Source organism: Bradyrhizobium sp. LHD-71, from assembly GCF_031157255.1.
Taxonomy (GTDB): Bacteria; Pseudomonadota; Alphaproteobacteria; order Rhizobiales; family Xanthobacteraceae; genus P52-10.
Genome location: NZ_JAVIFX010000006.1, coordinates 300,996 through 321,622, shown reverse-complemented (window position 1 = coordinate 321,622; position 20,627 = coordinate 300,996). Strand labels below are relative to the sequence as shown.

The 20,627-nt window shown below is 63.4% G+C and carries 19 protein-coding genes; 12 read left to right on the top strand and 7 right to left on the bottom strand.

The window, feature by feature from the left end; genetic code table 11:
• A partial coding sequence (locus RCO31_RS09350; RefSeq protein ID WP_308968032.1) for a hypothetical protein occupies window positions 1–215 on the top strand: 215 nt, incomplete at its 5' end.
• Window positions 216–420: 205 nt separating this feature from the next.
• Window positions 421–1,605 carry a CaiB/BaiF CoA-transferase family protein gene (locus RCO31_RS09345; protein WP_308968031.1) on the top strand — a complete coding sequence of 395 codons (1,185 nt, stop codon included), beginning with the start codon at window positions 421–423 and terminating at the stop codon, window positions 1,603–1,605.
• Between the two features lie 9 nt (window positions 1,606–1,614).
• Here the strand turns inward: RCO31_RS09345 and RCO31_RS09340 are convergent, their stop codons facing one another.
• A complete protein-coding gene (locus RCO31_RS09340) occupies window positions 1,615–2,574 on the bottom strand; it encodes a tripartite tricarboxylate transporter substrate binding protein (protein WP_308968030.1) in 960 nt (319 codons plus the stop codon).
• Between the two features lie 775 nt (window positions 2,575–3,349).
• On the opposite strand from RCO31_RS09340, the gene RCO31_RS09335 reads away from it, so the two are divergent.
• The 3 genes from RCO31_RS09335 (at window position 3,350) to RCO31_RS09325 (ending at window position 6,874) form a co-directional block, all read left to right on the top strand.
• Window positions 3,350–4,405, top strand: coding sequence for a substrate-binding domain-containing protein (locus tag RCO31_RS09335; protein ID WP_308968029.1), 1,056 nt, complete (start codon window positions 3,350–3,352; stop codon window positions 4,403–4,405).
• 218 nt (window positions 4,406–4,623) lie between these two features.
• The gene (locus tag RCO31_RS09330; RefSeq protein ID WP_308968028.1) at window positions 4,624–5,679 is read left to right on the top strand and encodes a TIGR03617 family F420-dependent LLM class oxidoreductase; all 1,056 of its coding nucleotides are present in this window, start codon (window positions 4,624–4,626) and stop codon (window positions 5,677–5,679) included.
• Between the two features lie 226 nt (window positions 5,680–5,905).
• The gene (locus RCO31_RS09325; protein WP_308968027.1) at window positions 5,906–6,874 is read left to right on the top strand and encodes a tripartite tricarboxylate transporter substrate binding protein; all 969 of its coding nucleotides are present in this window, start codon (window positions 5,906–5,908) and stop codon (window positions 6,872–6,874) included.
• A 41-nt stretch (window positions 6,875–6,915) separates the two neighbouring features.
• On the opposite strand, the gene RCO31_RS09320 is transcribed toward RCO31_RS09325, so the two are convergent.
• The gene (locus RCO31_RS09320) at window positions 6,916–7,905 is read right to left on the bottom strand and encodes a tripartite tricarboxylate transporter substrate-binding protein (protein ID WP_308968026.1); all 990 of its coding nucleotides are present in this window, start codon (window positions 7,903–7,905) and stop codon (window positions 6,916–6,918) included.
• Window positions 7,906–8,020: 115 nt separating this feature from the next.
• Here RCO31_RS09320 and RCO31_RS09315 point away from each other — a divergent pair, with 115 nt between their 5' ends.
• A complete protein-coding gene (locus RCO31_RS09315; RefSeq protein ID WP_308968025.1) occupies window positions 8,021–9,055 on the top strand; it encodes an amidohydrolase family protein in 1,035 nt (344 codons plus the stop codon).
• A complete protein-coding gene (gene pgl / locus RCO31_RS09310) occupies window positions 9,052–9,780 on the top strand; it encodes a 6-phosphogluconolactonase (RefSeq protein WP_308968024.1) in 729 nt (242 codons plus the stop codon). Before RCO31_RS09315 ends, pgl begins: the two co-directional genes overlap by 4 nt.
• Before the next feature lie 29 nt (window positions 9,781–9,809).
• Here pgl and RCO31_RS09305 read toward each other — a convergent pair whose 3' ends face one another.
• Complete coding sequence (locus tag RCO31_RS09305; RefSeq protein ID WP_308968023.1) at window positions 9,810–10,694, bottom strand: LLM class F420-dependent oxidoreductase; 885 nt, start codon at window positions 10,692–10,694, stop codon at window positions 9,810–9,812.
• Window positions 10,695–10,864: 170 nt separating this feature from the next.
• On the opposite strand from RCO31_RS09305, the gene RCO31_RS09300 reads away from it, so the two are divergent.
• Genes RCO31_RS09300 through RCO31_RS09285 form a run of 4 tightly spaced genes read left to right on the top strand, consistent with a single transcriptional unit; the run spans window position 10,865 to window position 14,790 of the window.
• Window positions 10,865–11,902, top strand: coding sequence for an LLM class F420-dependent oxidoreductase (locus RCO31_RS09300; RefSeq protein ID WP_308968022.1), 1,038 nt, complete (start codon window positions 10,865–10,867; stop codon window positions 11,900–11,902).
• An 11-nt stretch (window positions 11,903–11,913) separates the two neighbouring features.
• The gene (locus RCO31_RS09295; protein WP_308968021.1) at window positions 11,914–12,936 is read left to right on the top strand and encodes an LLM class flavin-dependent oxidoreductase; all 1,023 of its coding nucleotides are present in this window, start codon (window positions 11,914–11,916) and stop codon (window positions 12,934–12,936) included.
• 19 nt (window positions 12,937–12,955) lie between these two features.
• Window positions 12,956–13,909, top strand: a complete 954-nt coding sequence (locus tag RCO31_RS09290; RefSeq protein ID WP_308968020.1) for an LLM class flavin-dependent oxidoreductase — start codon at window positions 12,956–12,958, stop codon at window positions 13,907–13,909.
• A gap of 26 nt (window positions 13,910–13,935) precedes the next feature.
• A complete protein-coding gene (locus RCO31_RS09285) occupies window positions 13,936–14,790 on the top strand; it encodes an LLM class F420-dependent oxidoreductase (protein ID WP_308968019.1) in 855 nt (284 codons plus the stop codon).
• A 4-nt stretch (window positions 14,791–14,794) separates the two neighbouring features.
• On the opposite strand, the gene RCO31_RS09280 is transcribed toward RCO31_RS09285, so the two are convergent.
• On the bottom strand, window positions 14,795–15,748 hold the full coding sequence (locus RCO31_RS09280; RefSeq protein ID WP_308968018.1) for a TIGR03619 family F420-dependent LLM class oxidoreductase: 954 nt from the start codon (window positions 15,746–15,748) through the stop codon (window positions 14,795–14,797).
• Window positions 15,749–15,867: 119 nt separating this feature from the next.
• Between RCO31_RS09280 and cofH the strand changes: the two genes are divergently transcribed.
• Entirely contained in the window at window positions 15,868–18,228 is a 2,361-nt protein-coding gene (cofH, locus tag RCO31_RS09275) for a 5-amino-6-(D-ribitylamino)uracil--L-tyrosine 4-hydroxyphenyl transferase CofH (protein ID WP_308968017.1), read from the top strand.
• Here cofH and cofC read toward each other — a convergent pair.
• From cofC to cofE, 3 genes are read right to left on the bottom strand one after another with little or no spacing between them, the layout of a single operon-like run.
• Window positions 18,225–18,902, bottom strand: coding sequence for a 2-phospho-L-lactate guanylyltransferase (cofC, locus tag RCO31_RS09270; protein WP_308968016.1), 678 nt, complete (start codon window positions 18,900–18,902; stop codon window positions 18,225–18,227). The two genes, cofH and cofC, sit on opposite strands and share 4 nt — an antisense overlap.
• Window positions 18,902–19,849: a 2-phospho-L-lactate transferase gene (gene cofD / locus RCO31_RS09265; RefSeq protein WP_308968015.1), complete on the bottom strand. Its 948-nt coding sequence runs from the start codon at window positions 19,847–19,849 to the stop codon at window positions 18,902–18,904. Before cofD ends, cofC begins: the two co-directional genes overlap by 1 nt.
• Entirely contained in the window at window positions 19,846–20,625 is a 780-nt protein-coding gene (gene cofE / locus RCO31_RS09260; protein ID WP_308968014.1) for a coenzyme F420-0:L-glutamate ligase, read from the bottom strand. The genes cofD and cofE overlap by 4 nt, the downstream gene beginning before the upstream one ends.
• Between the last annotated feature and the right edge of the window lie 2 nt (window positions 20,626–20,627).

The window sequence follows — 20,627 nt, the reverse complement described above, 5'->3', positions numbered from 1 at the left end:
CGCGCGGTGTTGCACCGGAGCGCAAGGCTTGGCTTGAAGCTGCTTTCAACGCAGCCCTTAACGACCCTGAAATCGAAGCCGAGTACGCGAAGACGGGCGGCATCATGCAGACGAAGCTGCTCACGAATGCACAGGCCGTCACTGCCGAAGTCGAGAAATTGGCTAACTTGGAACGCGACTTCCTCATAAAGACGGGGCGCTTGCAGAAGAAGTGAGAGCGAGAGATCGGATGGTGCCTGCACGCTCGCGGCTGCGAGAACATCTCGCGGCAGCTCCCTCGCCGGCCGACGACCGCACATTCTGAGGAAAAACGGGCGCCATGCGAGCGAGAAACCGCCAGCAACCACATGATCTTGCGCTCTTGCGAATCTATCCGTTTAGATAAGCGCAACTTTGCGCGCCAATTGAGGAACCTCCCGCATGCGTCCCTTTGAAGGTATTCGCGTGATCGACGCGACTCATGTGCTTGCGGGGCCTTTTGCGTCCTATCAGCTCGCGCTGTTCGGTGCCGATGTCATCAAAGTCGAGGACCCGAACGAGCCCGACCAAAGCCGGATGAGTGGCAGCGACCGTCAGTTGAGCCGCGACGGGATGGGCATCTATTATCTCTCGCAAGGGTCGAACAAGCGCTCCGTCACCCTCAATCTCAAGACTGAAGGAGGGCGCGAAGCCTTCAAACGGCTGATCAAGACCGCCGACGTTCTGGTCGAGAATTATCGCCCGGGAGCATTCGACGCTCTAGGCCTCGGCTACGAAGCTCTTACCGCCATCCAACCCAGGCTGATCTATTGCTCGATCTCGGCTTTTGGCCAGGACGGCCCTCGCGGGAAGCAGACAGCATACGACTTCGTCATCCAAGCGACCACGGGACTGATGGCGATGACAGGCACGCGCGAGGCAAATCCGATCAAGATCGGAGCGCCCGCGATCGACTACGCCACAGGCACGATGGCAGCATTCGCGCTTGCAAGTGCACTATTCCAGCGCGAGCGCACCAACAAGAGCCAACACATCGATCTCGCCATGAACGACGTCGCGTTCATGCTCGCCGCCTCTCACGTCGCAGGCTATCTGCGCACAGGGCATCCGCCGACACCAAACGGAAACGATCACCCCCATGCGACGAACTGCTGCTACCAGACCAGGGATGGCCTTTTGATGCTGGGCGCAAGCAATCTCCGTCAGCAGAAGCGCCTTTGGACCCTTCTTGGCCGCCCGGATATGGCGAAGGCCAACAATGATCAGCGCCATGACGACAAGGCGAATGAAATGTCTGTGTTGGCAGAGCTTCTTCGACACAAGACCGCGGACGAATGGGAAGCTCACCTGCAGGCCAATCATGTGCCTGCTGCGCGTGTTCGCACGCTGCCGGAGGCGTTGTCAGACCCGCAGATCGCTAGCCGTGAATTCCTGCATCAGCACCGGAACGTGGATGGCGTCGATGGCGGCTTCACCGTCCCGGTCGCCGCGTTCAAGCTGGCGCACGGCACATCGAAGGTTACGTCCGCACCGCGCGCTCTCGGCGCGGATACAGATGCTGTGCTCAAGGAAATCGGATACGACTCGGCGTCAATCGCGCGGCTGAGAGCGCAAAAGTCGTTGTAACCGACAGTCCTATTGCTGCGGGACGCCTGCCGCCTTGATAATCTCGGCCCACTTCGCACGCTCGTCGACGAGATGTTTGCCAAACTCCTCCGGCGTGCCACCGCCCATAACTGCGCCCAAGGGCTCCAGCTTGCTCTTCACGTCTGCCGACTTGACCGCGTCGTTTACGGCCTTGTTCAATTTGGCGATGATTGCCGGCGGAGTCTTCGGCGGCGCCACGAGACCGTACCAGTTGTCGGCCAGAACGCCCGGGGTGCCCTGCTCTTCGAAAGTCGGCAGATCGGGTAGCACCGGAGCACGCGTTTTGCTTGCGGTGCCGATAGCTTTCAATGTGCCCGCCTGCACATGCTCCAGCAGTACCGGGATGTCGGCGAACATCAGCTGGACCTGATTGCCCAAGATATCGGTCACCGCAGGTGCCGCACCCCGATACGGAATGTGCACGATGTTGATTCCCGCCTTGATCTTGTAGAGTTCAGCTGCGAGGTGGGTCGTTCCTCCAGTACCTGTCGAGGCAAAGTTGATTTTGCCAGGAGACGCTTTTGCAAGCGCCACGAATTCGGCAGACGTCTTGGCAGGCACATTCGATGCAACGACAGCGATTTCAGGCACTCGCACGACAAGCCCAATCGGCGCAAGGTCGTTCGTCGAATCGAACGGAACGACCTTCAAGAGACTGGCGCTGATCGCGAGCGGACCGGCGCTGCCAATTCCGATTGTGTAACCGTCGGGCTCGGCCTTCGAGACGGCGTCGATGCCAGTGACGCCTCCCGCGCCACTTCGGTTATCGAGGATAACCGGCTGCCCTAGCAGCTCCTGCATCTTATGCCCCACCGAACGAGCGAAAATGTCCGCCGGCCCACCGGCCGGAAACGGTACGATTAACTTGATCGGCCGCGTCGGGTAATCTTGAGCGTTCGCCAACGGCGAGACAAGCAAGGCGAGTACAAAAACGATATGCCGGAGCATCGAAATTCTCCCACGGACGGCGACAATGCGCCGGTTGTTTTTACCCTATGACAGGCGTCCGCAAACTGGTGCGGTGGACCACCTCGTGTGCTCAGTAGCCGCAGCCAAAGGAGCGCATATAGCTTATTCGAGTTTTAAATTGAATTATTCGGCATCGCGCTTGAATCGCTTTGTGTCTTGATCGACCTCTTCTTTGAACGCTGGTTCGTTCATCCGCTACCGTACCAATCGCCTTGATCTTTCCGGACGCCAGACGCGGACCGGGCAACGGTGGACGTCGTGGCCATCGGCTGAATGTCGTCCGCAAGCAGGGCTTTCGTCATGTCTGCCGAGCGTCAGTATCCCATTTTCGTCAAGTCAACTCCGCCAATCGATCCAAATTTTTGCGAAAGGAGCATGTGCTGAAATGCGACGTCATCAGGGATATTTTGCAAGGATGGTGGCACATGAGTTCGAATAGTCAAACCTTCGATTGGCAGCGTCAGCCGACGGCTTCGCGACGACGCTCGGCGAAGTGCTTGCGGCCGAGCGACTTCTCCTCCACGGCACCTTAGATCGAAGGCCGGTACGCTCCCGGATCCTTCAACCGCGATGTTCGAACGCAACGTACGGGGTGAGGATTACTGGACAAAGCAAGCGGCCCTCTTAAGCTGGCTCGGAAACAGCGAACGATGCTAGATTGCGAGATCGATCTCGGCGCAGGACGAAACGTTTCAGCGGACGGCGCCGCGAGGCTCCGGCGCGATCGGCATAGAGCGCCGGACAGGAGAACGCGATGGGTACCAGGGCGTCGCCGAAAGCCCGCGCGGCAAAAAAGAATGCAGCGCAACACGCGACCATCAAGGACGTGGCACGCCACGCGGATGTTGCGGTCGGCACCGTCTCGCGCGTTCTCAACGGTAACAAGACTGTCAGCCCAAGTATCAGAGCGCGGGTCGAGATTGCCATTTCGACGCTGAACTTCGCGCCGAACTCCATCGCCCAAGGTATGCGCAGCGGTGCAAAGCGTTCGGTCGGCATCATCCTGCGAGACATCACCGTTCCGGCGCTCGCGAACTTCGTCAAATCCGCGCAAAACGTGTTTCAAGAGGCCGGCTATACGCTGGTCGTCGGGGCGTCCGAAGACCGCCCCCGGCGGGAGGTCGAACTGCTGGAATCGCTGTCGCGTCGGCTCGACGGGCTGATCATGACGTCGGCTTGCGAGGACAATGTCCAGCTCACCGAGATGCGGAGCGCACTCAAGATTCCGATCGTGCTGATGGACCGTGAGGCGCCGCCGCACATCGACAGCGTGTTGATCGCCCAGCGCGACGGCATGCACCGCGCCGTCAGCCACTTGCTCGATCTCGGCCACAAGCGCATTGCGCTCGTCACGGGCTCCACCACCGTGCTGTCCGGACGCGAGCGCATTGGCGGCTTCATCGACGCCCATCGTGATCGCGGCCTCACGCCCGCCCCCGAACTGATCTGCTCCGACAGCTTCGCGGCCGACTATGCCTGCATGGCGGTGTCATCGCTGCTGCTGACCGCCGAGCGCCCGACGGCAGTGGTCGCGGGTGGCGTCAACATGCTGCCGGGAATCCTGCGTGCCGTCTCGACTGAAGGCCTGCGCATTCCGCAGGACATATCGATCATCGGGTGCGGCGATTCAGATCTGGCGGAACTGATGAACCCTCCAATCACCGTTATTCGCTGGAGCTATAGCGCGGTCGGCGAGGCCAGCGCCAAGCTCATCCTCGACCGCATCCGCTCTCCCGGTGCGCCGCGACGCCAGGTGCGTTTCCCGACCGAACTGCTGATCCGCAAATCCTGCGCGCCACCGCCGGCGTGAGCGCGCGATCATCCGTCGGCGCGGTCGGAGCAAACGCCCGACCCAAATGAAACGGTTCATTTAGCTTGCACCAGCTGGTTTCGCGCGTCTAGTGTGCGTCCAAAGCCGATGCTGATCATGCCGCCGCCGCTAGCGGACGATCGGACAAGCTAACAAGTCCGCGTGCCGCGCGACCACAGCCGGTGCCAGCAACAGGACACAGGGACGGGAGGCTAGTCGTGCGGGTGATCACTCAGATTCCGAACAACGATTTGCGGGAAGCGCAAAAGGTCGCACAATTGGCGGAGAAAGCGGGCTTCGACGCCATCGTCACAGCCGAAAACGCCCACAGTGCCTTCCTGCCGCTGGCCGCCGCGGCACTCGCGACGGACCGCATCCAGCTCGCGACGGCCGTCGCCATGGCGTTTCCGCGCTCGCCGACGATCACGGCGCACAATGCCTGGGACCTGCACAAGGCCTCGGGCGGACGCTTCATGCTCGGCATCGGATCGCAGGTGAAAACGCACAACGAGCGCCGCTTCGGCATCCCGTGGACGCCGCCGATGCCGCGCATGCGCGACTACATCGGCGCGCTGCATGCGATCTGGCGGACGTGGGAGAAAGAGGTTCCGCTCGCCTACGAGAGCAAGACCTACAAGCTCGATCTGATGACGCCGAACTTCTCGCCGCGCCCGAACGGACTGCGGCGCATCCCGATCGCACTCGCAACCGTCGGCCCGATGATGCTGCGTTTGGCTGGAGAAGCGGCCGACGCGGTCATCCTGCATCCGTTCTCGACGAAGAAATATCTGATGGAAGTGTCCGCCGCCCGCCTCAACGAAGGGCTGGTGAAAGGCGGCCGCGCCCGCGAGAATCTTGAAGTGATCGCAGGTGGCTACGGCTTCATCGCCACGGGCCGCAACCCCGAGGCCGTCGAGAAAGCGCGCCAATACGCGCGCTATCGCATCTCGTTCTACTGCTCGACGCGCGCCTACTGGGACGTGCTGCGCCTGCACGATCTCGAATGGCTAGGCGAAAAGCTCAATCCGTTTCCACGCGAGAACCGCTGGAGCGAGATGGCCGAGCAGATCCCGGAGGACAAGATCGACCTGTTCGCCACGGTGGCCGACTACGCCAGCCTGCCGGCTGCCATCGAGGCGCGTTACGGCGGCTATGCAGACTCGGTCATGCTGCAGATCTCGGCCGACGACGATTTCGAAGCGCTGCGCGAATGCGTGCGGGCGATCCAGAAGATTCCATCCCGCTTCAAGTCGTATCGGACGGCCTGGGACTAGAGTCGTGGGTCAGAAATTCGCCCCATCGTTTCCGCGAGACCGCTGAGTGAATTGTTGCCCATGAACGACACTAAAATCATACTGGTTCGTATGGCTCTTGCCGCAATGAACCGTTTCATTGTCAAATGCCCGACCGTCAAGGGTGAGCGATAATAAGAGCAAGAAGAACCGAGCAGGGAACGTAAACGACCAGAGCCGCAAAGGCACCACAGCGGGGGAGGATCAGATGACCGGAATGAAGACCGTGCTGGCCGCTTTGGCGGTCGTAATCGCAATCCAGGCTGGCACCGCTCATGCCGAATACCCCGAGCAGCGCATCAATGTCATTGTCCCGTTCGCAGCCGGCGGCGCAACCGACATCATTGCGCGGACCATCGCGGCGAACGTCGCAAGCCGCTTCGGCCAGTCCATCACGATCGAAAATCGCGCTGGCGGCGGCACTGTGATCGGCACCGAGGCCGTCGTACGGTCGCCTCCCGACGGCTATACGCTCCTCTTTCATAGCGGCGCATTGGCGATCGACGTCAGCTTCAAGAAAAATTTGAACTACGACGTCCGCAAGGATCTGGTCCCGATCACCAAAGCCGCCTGGGGGCCATATGCGGTACTCGTCTACAAGGAGCTGCCGGTAAAAACCTTGAGTGAACTGATAACCTACGCCAAAGAGAAACCCAGCGCGCTGGATATGGGATCCGCTGGCGTCGGCACGATGGGACATCTGGCCAGCGCTTATCTGGCGGCAAAGTCAGACATCAAGCTGACCCATGTGCCATTTCGCGGATCGGCGCCGGCGCTCACCGCAGTCATGGGCGGCCAAATTCACGTCCTGCTCGATCCACCGTTCACCGCTATGCCGGCAATCGAGTCAGGCAACGCGCGCGCGCTCGCGGTCACCGGTGCGCGACCGTCTCCGCTGCTGCCGAATGTCCCAACCGTTGCGGAATTGGGCTTTCCGGGCTTTGCCGCCGGACATTGGGGTGGCTTCTTCGCCCCCGCCGGCACACCGCCGACCGTAATTCAGAAGCTCAATACCGCGATTGTCGCAGCTTTGCAAAATCCCAAGGTGCGCGAGGTGCTCCGTGCGCAAGGCCTTGAAATCATCGGCAACACTCCCGAAGAGTTCCGCAAGGAAATCGACGACGAGATCGAATTGTGGGGCAAGGTGATCAGCGAATCCGGCATCAAGCTCGAGTGAACGCTGATGTCGCGTCATTTTTAATGCCGCCTTCAACAACGCTACTCGCTCTTGATGTTGCTTTCGCGTATCACCTTGGCCCATCGCTCGATCTCCGCCGCGACGAAGGATGCGAACTCGGCCGGAGTGTTTGCCCTGGCCGTCACGCTCAGTTGCGCCATTCGCTCGACCACGGCTTGGGCGGCGATTGCGGCGTTCAGCGCGGCGTTTAATCGATCGACGATGTCTTTCGGCGTGCCGGCCGGCAGAAACACGCCATTCCATTCATGGGTGACGAAGCCTGGCAAGGTGTCGGACACCGGTGGCACGTTCGCAAGCGAGGCAAGGCGTCCTTGGCCGGTATGGGCGATTGCCTTCAGCGTTCCGGACAGGACGAGAGGTGTCGACGCGGCCGCGTTCGAAAACATGTATTTGACATGGCCGCCGATGATGTCGTTCAGGGCCGGCGCGCCTCCCCTGTAGGGGATGTGATTGAGCTTGATGCCGGCTTGCGCGCGGAACAGCTCAAGTGACAAATGCTGGACGGTGCCGTTTCCGGACGAGGCCCAGTCGAGACCCTTGTCTGATTTTCCAGCCGCTATGATTTCGGCGACGGTCGACTGCTGGACCGAGGGATTGGCGACAAGCAGGTTCGGCACCACTCCGGCCAGAAACACCGGAACGAAGTCCTTCGAGGTATCGTAAGGCAAAGCGGAAAGCAGCGCCGGATTGATCGAAAACGCGGTCGCATCGTAAAGCACGGTGTAACCGTCCGGCTCAGCCTTCGCGGCGGCACCGGCGCCGATGGTGCCGCCGCCGCCACCGCGATTGTCGATCACGAAGGGCTGCCCAAGCGCATCCTGCAAATGGCCGCACAGCAGGCGGCACAACGTATCCGCACCCCCACCCGCAGCATAAGGCACGACGACCTTGACGGATTTGGTCGGCCAGGACGTTCGTGCGATGGCCGGTCGAGACAGTGCGCCAGCAACGGCGCATCCAAGACCACCCAACAGGACATCTCTACGCGTTCTCGTGCGGCCGAGCGTCATGTCTCTCCCCCCGGGGCGCCGCTTTCAATTCGAGCACCTTTGTGCGCTCATGATCTTAGCCTTTGAACGATGCCTAGCAAGTTCGTTATGTTTACGAAACGGAGCACGAGACATCATGACAAAGCCCGGTTTCGACGTTCGTCCGTCGTGGCTCGCCCGCCATGTCGAGGACATCCTCGATCCCGATCTGACGATCATCGACCCTCATCACCACTTGTGGGACCGAGATGGCGAAAAGTACTTGCTGCCCGAGCTTCTGACCGATGCAAATGATGGCCACGCCGTCGTTGCGACGGTGTTCGTGCAGTGCCGCCACGCCTACCGGACATCGGGGCCAGCGGCGCTGCAGCCCGTCGGCGAGGTCGAAGCGGTCGTCGACACGGCAGACACAGCAGTCGCCGACGGGCGAGGCCTGCATGCATGCGCCGGGATCGTGGCAGGTGCCGATCTCACACTGGGAGCCGATGTCTCGGCCGTCCTTGACGCCATGCGCGAGGTCGCAGGTCACCGGCTTGCCGGCATTCGCAATTCAGTGGCGTGGCACCCGCACGCCGAGGTCCGGTCGAGCAGTATCCTGCCGCCGCCGCACCTCATGACCAATCCGCGGTTTCGAGCAGGGGTGCGGTGCCTGTCGCGCCAAAACCTGTCGCTCGACGTCTGGGCTTACCAGACGCAACACGACGAACTGCTCGAGCTGGCGATCGCGAACCCCGATGTAACGATCGTCATCGATCACCTCGGTGGTCCGGTGGCGAGCGGACCCTATCGGGGCAAGCGCGAGGAGATGTTCGCAAGCTGGAAAGACGGTTTGAAAGCGCTGGCCAGATTGCCCAATACCCGGCTCAAGCTTGGTGGTCTCGGCATGCGCGTCGGCGGCTTCGACTTCCACGAAAGCATCGAGCCCCCGACCTCACAGCAGCTCGCAGATGCGTGGCGTCCTTATGTCGAGACGGGTATCGACTTGTTCGGGCCGGCACGGTGCATGTTCGAAAGCAATTTTCCCGTCGACAAGGGCATGTACAGCTATCGGGCGTTCTGGAATGCCTGCAAACGTCTTGTTGCCGGCGCGACCGAGAGCGAGAAGGCGGCCCTGTTCCGCGCGACAGCGATCGACGTCTACAAGCTCGACCAGGAAAGGCCTTCACGGTGAGCCTCAAGATTATTTCCGCTGATAACGTGGATCATTTGGCACTGCTGGCCGCAGAGCGTTTGATTGCGTTGATCAATCGCAGCGAACGGCCCAGTGTCTGCCTGACCGGGGGATCAAGCCCCCTCCCGATCTACAAGCTGCTGGTCGCAGAACCTTACGCGTCGCGCATTCCCTGGTCTCGCGTCCACTGGTTCGTCGGCGATGAGCGGTTCGTGCCTCCGGACGACCCGCTCAGCAACATGGGGACGGCACGACGCCTGCTGCTCGACGGTCGCGCGCCCCGTGAGAATGTCCACGTCGTTCCGACCGTGAACGTCAGCCTTGATGATGCGGCTCTGGCCTATGAAGAAGAGCTGCGGACCTTTTACGGATCCAAGTCACTGGATCCCGCGATCCCGCTGTTTGACCTCGTTATGCTTGGTCTTGGCACTGACGGACATGCCGCATCGCTGTTTCCCGGGCAGCAGACCCTGACAGTCACGGACAGATGGGTGGTTCCGGTGCCCAAGGCGGGTCTCGAGCCGCTTGTCCCGCGGATCTCCTTGACGTTCCCGGCGCTGGCCTCGAGCCGGGAGGTTCTGTTTCAGGTCGCCGGCGCAGCGAAGAAGGCGATCGCGGCGCGAGCAATGCGTGAGACCGACCTGCCCGCTCATCGCGTGCGCTCGCAGGGGGAGACGATCTGGATATTCGATCCGGCGGCCCGGCCCGACGCTGAGCTGAGCTGAGCTGAAACTTGGCGTCGACGCGTTGCGCCTCACGCATTCGCGTAAGGCTTGATAATTTCCTCTCCGAAACGGGCCAGCGTTGTTTCAAGATCGGGCAGGAACGCCGTCACCGGCAATGCAAGGCGGCCTGCTCCGTGCGCGATGCGCGCCTCGACGGCCGCGCGCGGGTCGGTGCCGGATTTCGGCAGGGCACCGGGGCAACCGAGGATCAGCTCCACCTTCGATGGATCGCGGCCCGCCTGCTCGGCCGAACGGCGCACAAGGTCAAGCAGCGGCATGATGTCGACCTGGGTGCCGATCGAGGGGAAGAAGCCGTCACCCAGGCGGCCGGCGCGGCGGGCAGCCGCCTCAGAGTGGCCACCGATGACGATCGGGACCGATTTCGCGACGGGCTTGGGATTTGAGCTGACCTTGTCGAAGTTCACGAACTCGCCCGCAAAGCTGGCAGCATCGCTGGCCCACAATGCGCGCATGGCGGCAATATACTCGTCAGCACGCTTGCCGCGACGCTCGAACGGAACGCCGAGTGCGTCGAACTCCTCCTTCAACCAGCCCACTCCGATACCGAGGTCGATCCGACCGCCGCTGAGATAATCAAGCGTGGCGACCTCTTTGGCCAGCACCAGCGGGTTGCGCTGCGGCAAAATCATCACGCCCGTCATGAACCGCAGCCGCGTGGTGGCGGCGGCGACCCAGGTCAGCCAGATCAGCGGATCGGGCAGTTTCGCCGACGGACCGCCCGGTAAGCGGCCGCTCGACGCGTAGGGATAGACGCTGCTGTAGTTTTCGGGAAACACGACGTGCTCGACAGCGAACACGGAGTCAAAACCGCTCGCCTCCGCCAGGCGCACCAGACGGCGCGCACCTTCCGGGTCGGGAAACATGTTGTTGCCGAAGTGCAGGGCGAATTTCATGGCGACGGCTCCTCCCGGATCGTGGCGCGTTGATCGGCGCCTTCAGGAGGCGATCATGGCACGCGCACGGGCCATCGGGGGAGACGCCTTTTCATGGCAGCGTCCCGGCGCACGCCGCTTGTTCAAGCAGCCCAACGCTTCGTATCCTTAAGGCCAGGGAGGACATAACAATGAAACTTGGCCTGTCGATTGGTTATTCGAAAGCGCAATTGAACGTGCCGGTCGAACTCGTGCAGCGCGCGGAAGAGCTGGGCTACGACTCGGTTTGGTCGGCCGAAGCCTATGGGTCCGACGCGATCACGCCACTTGCCTTTCTCGCTGCCAAGACCAGCCGCATAAAACTCGGCACCGGCATCATGCAGTTGGCCGCGCGCACGCCTGCCAACGCCGCCATGTCGGCCGCCAGCATCGACGCGATGGCCGGCGGCGGCCGCTTCATCGCAGGTCTGGGGGTCTCGGGACCGCAGATCGTCGAGGGCTGGTACGGCCAGCCGTGGGGCAAGCCCTACTATCGCGTGAAGGACTACGTCGCGATCATGCGCAAGATCTTCAAGCGCGAAGGACCCGTGACCCATGAGGGCCGCGAGATCAGCCTGCCCTATCAGGGCGAGGGCTCGGTCGGGCTCGCCAAGCCGCTGAAGTCGATCCTGCACATGAATCCCGACATCCCGATCTATCTCGCCACCGGCGGTGAATCGATGGTCAAGCTGACGGCTGAAATCGCCGACGGCTGGCTGCCGATGGGTTTCGTGCCCGGCGCCATGGAAGAGTACGGCCCGTGGCTGGAGGAAGGCTTCCGCCGCGCTGGCAATGGCAAGAGCCTGAAGGATTTCGCGATCCACGCCTCCGTCCATGTCGAGGTCGACAACGACGTGAAGGGAGCGCTGGCGCGCCTCAAGCCGGAAGTGGCGCTCTACGTTGGGGGCATGGGTCACAAGACCAAGAATTTCCACAACGACGTCATGGTCAGGCGCGGTTTTGGTGACGCCGCCAAACGCATCCAGGAACTGTTTCTCGCAGGCCACAAGGACGAAGCCATCGCCGCCGTGCCGGACGAGTGGGTCGATCTGAAATCGCTGGTCGGACCACCCGCGCGCATCCGCGAACGCTACCGCGCCTGGGAGGACAGCGGCGCGGATTCGCTCAGCGTGCGTTCACGCCAGCTCGACGCGATCGAGACGATGGCGAAGGCCGCACGGCTGAACTGAGGACAAGCGTCATGCGTCCAGCCCTTCGCGTCGGCGCCGTCTACGATTGTCGCAACACGCCGGACTCCGGCATGGACATGCCGAGCCTCTATGCTGCGATCCTCGACCAGGTCGTGATGCTCGACGGCGTCGGCCTCGACCTCGTTTGGTTCACCGAGCACCACTTCCTCGAAGATGGCTACCTGCCGTCGTGGGTGCCGATGGCGGGCGCGATCGCCGCGCGCACCAAACGCGTGCGGATGTCGAGCGATGTCTGCCTGATGCCGTTCAACCATCCGGTGCGACTGGCCGAGGATCTCGCGGTGCTCGACAATATCAGCAACGGCCGGATCGAGATCGGCGTCGGCATGGGCTACGCGCCGCACGAATTCCGCGGCTTCGGTCTACCCGTCTCGCGTCGCGTGTCGCTCACCGACGAAGGCATCGAGGTGCTGCGCCACTGCTTCACCGGCGAGAAGTTCAGTTTTCACGGCAAGCGCTACGATTTCGACGATGTGGTGATCAGGCCGCGCTATGTGCAGCAGGGCGGACCGCCGCTCTGGATCGCCGCGATGTCGGAGCCCGGCGCACAGCGGGCGGCACGCTTCGACAGCAACTTTTTGCCGCAGGGCGCGCGCACGATGGTGCTCGATCCGTGGCGCGCGACGCTGAAGGCGTCGGGCCGAAACCCCGACAGCTATCGCGTCGGCATCATCCGCTCCTGCCTCGTGACCGACGACGCCGAACGCGACTGGCCGGCCGTGCGCGCCGCCGAGCGCTATCGCGGCCAAGTCTATCGCAGTTTCAACAAGGACGAGAGCGCCGCCGGCGGTGTTTCGGGCAACACGCGCGAGGCCAGCATCCCCCAGACATGGGTGGTCGGCAACGTCGAGCATTGTGTGAAGGAGCTGACGTCGTTCGTGCGCGAGTACGGCATCACCGACCTCGTGACCTGGGCCGTGCCGCCGGGCCTGCGGCCCGAGCAGATGAGCGGCAGTCTCGAACGCTTCGTGCGCGACGTGGCGCCCCGCGTCAAAGCCGCCGTGGCAGCCTAGGGCAGAAGGACCAGCGAGCATGGGTGTCGCGATCGGGCTGGGCTGTGCTGAGTTTCCGTTCTCCGGCGCAGCCGCATACTGGCGCTGGATCGACATGTGCGAAGAAGGCGGCGCAGATTCGATCTGGCAGACCGACCGGATCGTCGGCCGCCAGCCGTTCCTCGAATCGATAACGACGATGGCTGCCTTGGCAGGCCGCACGCGGCGCATGCGGTTCGGCATGAACGTCGTGTCGCTGGCGTTTCGAGACCCCGTGCTGCTGGCCAAGCAGTGCGCCACCATCGACGCGCTGTCGGAGGGTCGCCTGCTGCCGGCCTTCGGCATCGGCAGCCCGCTGGGCCCCGAATGGCAGGCGCTCGGCATCGACACGAAGACGCGCGGTCGCAAGAGCGATGAGTGCCTCGAGATCATCCGCCGCCTGTGGCGGGAGGAGTCGGTCGACTTCGATGGCGCCTTTTACAGACTGAAGGGCGCCACCATCGCGCCGAAGCCGGTGCAGCCGGATCTGCCGATGTGGATCGGCGGATCGACCGACGCCGCAATCCGTCGCACGGCCCGCATCGGGACCGGCTGGCAGGCCGGCGGCGACCCGCCCGCAGAGGCCGGTCGCATAGTGGCCGCAATCAAGGTCGCGGCCGCCGAAGCCGGCCGATCGATTGACGAGGATCATTACGGCGCGGGCTTTGCCTTCCACTTCGGCAACCGGGACTCGCCCGGCGTCGGCAAGGCGATGGAGGCTTACGCCAAACGCACGGGACGTGACGCCACACACGCATTCGCAGTCGGCGACGCCGACGCGATCATCGCGCGCATCGCCGAATACGTCGAGGCCGGCGTATCAAAATTTATCCTGCGCCCGCTGGGCAGCGACGACGATACGATCCTGACCCAGACCCGCATGTTGATCGAACAGGTTCTGCCGCGCGCGGAGGCGCGGTGGCCGAGACGTCCGCAGATCGCCACGACAAATTGACAACAACAGCAGCAGGGAAAAGAGCAATGCGCATTGGTGCGGCCATGTTTTTCACCGATTACTCGATGTCGCCGACCGAACTGGCGCTGGCGCTGGAGCAGCGTGGCTTCGATTCACTCTGGACGCCTGAACACTCCCACATTCCATTGACCCGCAAGACGCCCTTCCCCAGCGGCGGCGATCTGCCGAAGAAATACTATGACGTGATGGACCCGTTCGTGTCGCTGGGCGCGGCAGCGGCAGTGACCAAGACGCTGCTGCTCGGCACCGGGATTTGCCTGATCGCTCAGCGCGATCCCATCCAGACCGCGAAGCAGGTCGCCTCGATCGACCAGATCTCGGGCGGCCGTTTCCTGTTCGGCGTCGGCAACGGCTGGAATGAGGACGAAATGGCCAACCATGGCACCGTCTTCGCTAGCCGCCACAAGCTGGCGCGCGAGCGCATCGAGGCCATGAAGGAGATCTGGACGAAGTCGAAGGCCGAGTATCATGGCGAGTTCGTGAATTTTGATCCGATGATGACGTGGCCGAAGCCCGTTCAAAAGCCGCATCCGCCGATTCTCGTCGGCGGCGCGTTCCCGTACGGCGCGCGGCGGGCCTTGCGTTACGGCAACGGCTGGATGCCTCACCGCGCACGCACCCAGTACGCCGACGTGCAGGCCCTGCTGCCGAAATTCCGCGAGATGGCGTCCGAGGCGAACCGCGATCTGGCGTCGGTGCCGATCACGATCTGGGGCGCCACGGAGAACCTCGACCTGCTCAAGCGCGACCGCGACGACGGCGTCACGCGCGTGGTCATCAGTCTCGAGTCCGCGAAGGCCGACACCATTTTGCCGCAACTCGATCGCTGGGCCGTCTTGATCCGTCAGCTCGGGAGCTGAACGCCTACACGAGCGGCAGAACCTCGGCCCTGAATTTGCCCATGCGAGCGAGCACTTCGTCGGCTGTCGAACCGCCGAAACCGAAATCGAGGCAGCTGACGCCCATGTCGCGCAGCGCCCGGATGTCGGCAGCGACGTCCGCCGGAGCACCGGCGAACAGACGGTGTTCGCCGTCACCGGCCTGCGGCGGCGCGGTCTCGCCGAACACCGTGCAGCGCAATGTCAGGGCAACCGCGTTCGGATCTCGCCCTGCTTCGGCGGTCATCTTGCGCAGGCGCGCCACTTGGGTCTTGAATCGCGTCAGGCTGTCGAGCGGATTCTGCGGGTTGGTGCCGATCGGATACCACGCGTCGCCGATACGGGCCGTTCGCCGCAGCGCCGGGCCGCTCTCGCCTCCGACCCAGATCGGTGGATGTGGCTTCTGCACGGGCTTCGGTTCGAAGCCGATGTTGGAGAATTGAACATGCTTGCCGTCGAATTTCGGCGCATCTCTGGTCCAAAGTTCGACGAAGGCTCGCACATATTCGTCGGTCACGGTTCCACGCGCGTCGAAGTCCGGCGCGCCGATGGCCTCGAACTCCTCGCGCATCCAGCCTGCGCCGATCCCCAACGTCAGCCGGCCATTCGAGAGAACGTCGATGGTCGAGAGAATTTTAGCGGTCAGCACGGCCGGTCGATGCGGCACCACCATGACGGATGTCACGAGGCGCAGACGTGTTGTTTTCGCAGCGATCCAGGCAATCTCCGTCAGCTGTTCATGCCGCTCGCCGTGGGAGCCAGCCGGGAATTCTCCGGAAGCGCTGTAGGGATATTCGGCCGCAATCTCGGTCGGAATCACGAGGTGGTCGCTGAACGTCGCATAGTCGAAGCCCATCGCCTCGCCACCAACGACGATTTTCGCAAGGTTGTCGGCAGCCGACATCGGTCCGGCGGTCGGTGCGTTGAAGCCGATCTGCATTTGTTGCATCCTTCCTTGCATTGCAACGCGCGCCTTGATGCGACACCATGCGCCTGCGAGCGGATGGCGGCAAGTATGTCCCGCGACGGCAGGCGACGCTCGGCAGGCGGAGACGGATCATGATGGCGACAGAGGCGACACGGCGGCGGTTCGACGCGTCGCTGGCCGGGCTGATGGCGGAAGCCGCGGCCTCGCGCGATTCCGGACACGGCCGGCTGATCTCCTACTCGCGCAAGGTTTTCATTCCGCTCACCAAGCTCTGCCGCGACGTCTGTCACTACTGCACGTTCGCGGATGTGCCGCGCGCGGGAAAACCCGTCTACCTTTCGCCCGACGAAGTGCTTGCCATCGCTCGCGCCGGTGTGGCCGCAGGCTGCACCGAAGCGCTGTTCACGCTGGGCGACAAGCCCGAGCTGCGCTACCAGGCCGCACGCGACGCATTGAAGGCGCTCGGCCACGAAACGACGATCTCCTATCTGACCGCGATGTGTGCGCTGGTGCTGCGCGAGACCGGATTGCTGCCGCATGCCAATCCCGGCGTGATGACGCGCGAGGAGATCTCCGGCCTGCGCGAGGTGACCGCCAGCCAGGGCATTATGCTGGAATCGACCAGCGAGCGGCTCTGCATGCAAGGCGGCGTGCATTACGGTTCGCCCGACAAGCACCCTGCGGTCAGGCTAGAGACCTTGCGCCTGGCTGGTGAACTGAAGGTTCCGTTCACCACCGGCATCCTGATCGGCCTCGGCGAAACCCGCGACGAGCGGATCGACGCGCTGGAGGCAATCCGCGATTTGCATGCAGCCCACGGTCATATCCAGGAAGTCATTGTCCAGAATTTTCGGGCAAAACCCGATACCAAGCTCGCGAATTCCGAAGAGCCCGATCTCGACGACCTGCTGTGGACCATCGCTGCAGCACGTCTGATCCTCGGGCCCGACATGAATATCCAGGCGCCTCCGAACCTGTCGCCCGGCGTTTATCAGAGGTTGGTCGATGCGGGGCTCAACGACTGGGGCGGAATCTCGCCGGTCACGCCGGATCACGTGAACCCCGAAGCGCCGTGGCCCGCGATCGCCGAGCTCGCCCGCAAGAGTGCGGAGGCCGGCAAGCTGCTGGTAAACCGCCTGCCCGTGTACCCCGCGTACGCGCGCGTCGCCGAGACGTGGCTCGCTCCCGACATCGCCACGCGCGTGCGGCGCATGAGCGATGCCGAAGGTTTTGCGCGCGACGACGATTGGGCGCCGGGCAACACCGTGCTCCCACCGGCGCCGCTGGTGCTGGCCCGCGGCGTCGACACCGGGATCGCAAGGATCGTCGAGCGCGCGACATCGGGTGAACGACTCACCGCAAACGACATCGTGCGCCTGTTCGCGGCCCGCGATGCCGACTACCGTCACGTCACGCAGGCCGCCAACGCACTGCGCCGCGCGGTCAGCGGCGACGTCGTGCGCTATGTCGTGAACCGCAACATCAACTACACCAACATCTGCTACTTCAAGTGTAAGTTCTGCGCGTTCTCGAAAGGCCGCACCCACGAGGACCTGCGCGGCGCACCTTATGACCTCGCCTTCGAGGAAGTCACGCGTCGTTCGGTCGAGGCGTGGGATCGCGGGGCGACGGAAGTGTGCCTGCAAGGCGGCATCCATCCCGACTACACCGGCGCCACCTACGAAGCGATTTGCAAGGCAATCAAGGCCGTCGTCCCCGAGATGCACATCCACGCCTTCTCGGCTCTGGAAGTGACGCAAGGGGCGGCGACGCTCGGACTGTCGATCAGCGAGTTCCTCGCGAAACTAAAGGCTGCCGGTCTAGGCACCCTGCCCGGAACGGCGGCCGAGATCCTCGACGATGACATCCGCGCCCTCATTTGCCCGGACAAGATCAACACCCGGCAATGGCTCGACGTGCAGCGCGACGCCCACAGGGCCGGACTGCGCACCACCTCGACGATCATGTACGGTCACGTCGAAACGTCGGCTTCGTGGGCGAAGCATCTTCTCGCGCTGCGTGACCTGCAGGCAGAAACCGGCGGATTCACCGAGTTCGTGCCGCTTCCGTTCGTCCACATGGAAGCGCCGATGTACCGCCTCGGCATGGCGCGCCGCGGACCGACGTTCCGCGAAGCCGTCGCCATGCATTCGGTTGCGCGGCTGGCGCTGCATCCGCTGATTCCAAACATCCAGACGTCCTGGGTGAAGATGGGGCCGGCAGGCGCCGCAATCTGCCTGAACTCCGGAGCCAACGATCTCGGCGGCACGCTGATGAACGAGAGCATCTCCCGCGCCGCCGGCACTCAGCACGGCCAGGAATTTCCGCCGCATGAGATGGAGGCACTCATCCGCTCGATCGGTCGCGATCCGATGCAACGTGACACGCTCTATCGGTCGGTGCCGGAAACGCGCCGGGCCGCGTCTATGGTCGCGGCGGAGCTGGAACCGATCGTGCTGACGCCACCGCGCAGGAAAGCGGCTGTGGTTTAAGCGATACCGCGCTCGGCGAGCAGCGCACGCACGCCGAGTTCGTCGAGCAGCACGCGTGTCCGGGTGCCAGCTGATTGCGGCAGCCGCAGGAAAGCCGCGAGATCAACCGGATGATCGATATCCATCGCAATGCCCGGCTGACGGATGATCGTCGGCTCTATGCCTTGCCGACGTGCCGCGTCGAGGTGCGGGAAGTAACTGTTGTCACCGAAGCGAAGCGGCACCGATTCCGGCGGCGAACAAGCAACCGCATTCGAACCTAGATCGTCGTGCGCCGGCGAGATCGTGAACGATGGAGCCGCGAGATGCTCCGACAACACTGCGTCGATCTCGCCGGCGCGTGTGGCTGGAATGTCGCCGGGCATCGTGATCATGCCGCCGCGCCCCTCGGCCGCGAGAATGCGGCGGCCCGCGTTCACGCTGCCGGAATGTCCGTCCCGCGCGCCGTCGGTGACGATCCGCGCTCCGATCTTCTTGCCAAGTGCCGTCGCGTGGGGATCGAGCGTGACGATCAACACGCCCGCCAGAAGCCGGGAGCCGGCAACGGCGTCGAGCATGTCGGTCAGCATGGTCTCGGCGAGAATACGCCGCTGTGGCGCCGACAGCAGGCTCGACAGCCGACCCTTCGCACCATCGAATTCCTTGACCGGAATGATCGCCCAGATATCGCTCATCACCGCGAGGCCAGCGCGTCCGCAGCGTCAAGGGTCACCCGTGCGAGCGCCTCGCGGTCATCCAGGCTTTTCATCAGGGTTTTTGCGATCGTGACCCGCGCGCCGATCGTGCCGACGCCATCGGCGTCGGCGTCGTCCATGATATAGCCGTCGAGCAAATCGCCGTAGCGTGCAGCCACGGCAGCGGCGCTGACCTCGAGGCCAAGCTCGCGCATCATCTTCGCGGTTGGCCCCTTGACCGCCTCCCCGCCGATGATTGGCGATACCGCGACGATCGGCGCGTTACTTGCTTTCATCGCATCGCGCATGCCGGGGATCGCCAGGATCGGCTCGACGCTGATGAAAGGATTCGACGGACAGATGATCACGGTCCGCACGCTCCCAGAGCGGAGCGCTGCAACGATGTCAGCGTTGGGGCGGGCCAGCGTCACGCCATCGAAAGCCAATTCATGGACGACCGGCCGGCACTGCTGGCGCACGAAATAGTCTTGGAAATCGATCCAGCCTACGTCGCTGCGCACACGTGTCCGCACGCGGTCGTCGCTCATCGGTAAGACACGGGCGCCGATGCCGAGGCGCCGGCAAACGTCGGTGGTCACCTCGGACAATGTCTGTCCCGCGCGCAGGCGCCGGGTGCGCTCGACGTGCAGCGCGAGATCGCGATCGCCGAGCTTGAACCAGTCCTCGCCGCCCAGCGCGCCGATGCTGTCCATGAACGACCACGTCTCGTCACGCCGGCCCCAGCCGGTCGCGGGATTGTCCAGGCCCGCAAGGGTGTAGGTCAACGTGTCGATGTCGGGAGAGATGCTCAAGCCCAGATGCTCGAAATCGTCGCCGGTGTTGGCGACCACAAGCAGTTCGTCGGCGGGTAAAATGCGGCTTAGACCTAGCGCGAGTTTCGCGCCACCGACTCCGCCGGACAGCGCGACAACCAATCGTTTGTTCATCGGAACATATCCTCGGCGGCCGGGCGCACCAATTCGGACGCGCCTTTCTCTGAACCGCACCATGTCAGACCGCGCACCACCACGACGGGCTGGCCTTCGGCACCCTGCCCCATCACCAGCGAAGCTGCGGCGGCGATCTCATCCGCATAGCCGGTTATGCTGACCTGAAGCTCGCGGCCGAACAGATCGGGCGAGCCACGCAGATCCATCAGCGACGGCAGGCCGGCCGCACCGATCGCCACGCCACAGGTTCCGCGCCGCCAGGCACGGCCGAAACTGTCGTTGATGATCACCGCCACCGGCACGCCGAATTGTTGCGACAAGCGCGACTTTAGTTTCGCGGCGCTGCCGTCGGGATCGACCGGCAGCAGCAGGACTTGCTGAGGCCCTCCGGGTGAGGTCACGTTGGACTGGTCGATGCCTGCATTGGCCATCACGAACCCCAGCCGGTGTTCCACGATCAGGAGGCCCGGTCTCGCCCGCACGACGCGCACCGATTCCGACAGGATCAGCTCGACGAGGCGCGGATCCTTCTGAACTTTTTCGGCGAGCTCTATCGCCTCAGTCGACGGCTTCACAGACGCAAGCTCGACCATGCGCCCTTCCGCCTTGGATACGACCTTCTGCGCGAGCGCGAAGACGTCGCCGCCACGCGGCACGATGCCACCGCGCGCCAACCCCTCGCGGATCAGGACAACGAGATCGTCGTCCTTGCGCACCAGCGGAATGCCGGGGACCGCGAGGATCTCGACGGCGTTGCTACGCTCTACACTCACCG

Excerpts from the sequence above, each read along its gene's own strand:
- RCO31_RS09345 (WP_308968031.1), top strand. The coding sequence starts at position 421 with ATGCGTCCCTTTGAAGGTATTCGCGTGATCGACGCGACTCATGTGCTT.
- RCO31_RS09340 (WP_308968030.1), bottom strand. The coding sequence starts at position 2,574 with ATGCTCCGGCATATCGTTTTTGTACTCGCCTTGCTTGTCTCGCCGTTG.
- RCO31_RS09335 (WP_308968029.1), top strand. The coding sequence starts at position 3,350 with ATGGGTACCAGGGCGTCGCCGAAAGCCCGCGCGGCAAAAAAGAATGCA.
- RCO31_RS09325 (WP_308968027.1), top strand. The coding sequence starts at position 5,906 with ATGACCGGAATGAAGACCGTGCTGGCCGCTTTGGCGGTCGTAATCGCA.
- RCO31_RS09320 (WP_308968026.1), bottom strand. The coding sequence starts at position 7,905 with ATGACGCTCGGCCGCACGAGAACGCGTAGAGATGTCCTGTTGGGTGGT.
- RCO31_RS09315 (WP_308968025.1), top strand. The coding sequence starts at position 8,021 with ATGACAAAGCCCGGTTTCGACGTTCGTCCGTCGTGGCTCGCCCGCCAT.
- RCO31_RS09305 (WP_308968023.1), bottom strand. The coding sequence starts at position 10,694 with ATGAAATTCGCCCTGCACTTCGGCAACAACATGTTTCCCGACCCGGAA.
- RCO31_RS09300 (WP_308968022.1), top strand. The coding sequence starts at position 10,865 with ATGAAACTTGGCCTGTCGATTGGTTATTCGAAAGCGCAATTGAACGTG.
- RCO31_RS09295 (WP_308968021.1), top strand. The coding sequence starts at position 11,914 with ATGCGTCCAGCCCTTCGCGTCGGCGCCGTCTACGATTGTCGCAACACG.
- RCO31_RS09290 (WP_308968020.1), top strand. The coding sequence starts at position 12,956 with ATGGGTGTCGCGATCGGGCTGGGCTGTGCTGAGTTTCCGTTCTCCGGC.
- RCO31_RS09285 (WP_308968019.1), top strand. The coding sequence starts at position 13,936 with ATGCGCATTGGTGCGGCCATGTTTTTCACCGATTACTCGATGTCGCCG.
- RCO31_RS09280 (WP_308968018.1), bottom strand. The coding sequence starts at position 15,748 with ATGCAGATCGGCTTCAACGCACCGACCGCCGGACCGATGTCGGCTGCC.
- cofH (WP_308968017.1), top strand. The coding sequence starts at position 15,868 with ATGATGGCGACAGAGGCGACACGGCGGCGGTTCGACGCGTCGCTGGCC.
- cofC (WP_308968016.1), bottom strand. The coding sequence starts at position 18,902 with ATGAGCGATATCTGGGCGATCATTCCGGTCAAGGAATTCGATGGTGCG.
- cofD (WP_308968015.1), bottom strand. The coding sequence starts at position 19,849 with ATGAACAAACGATTGGTTGTCGCGCTGTCCGGCGGAGTCGGTGGCGCG.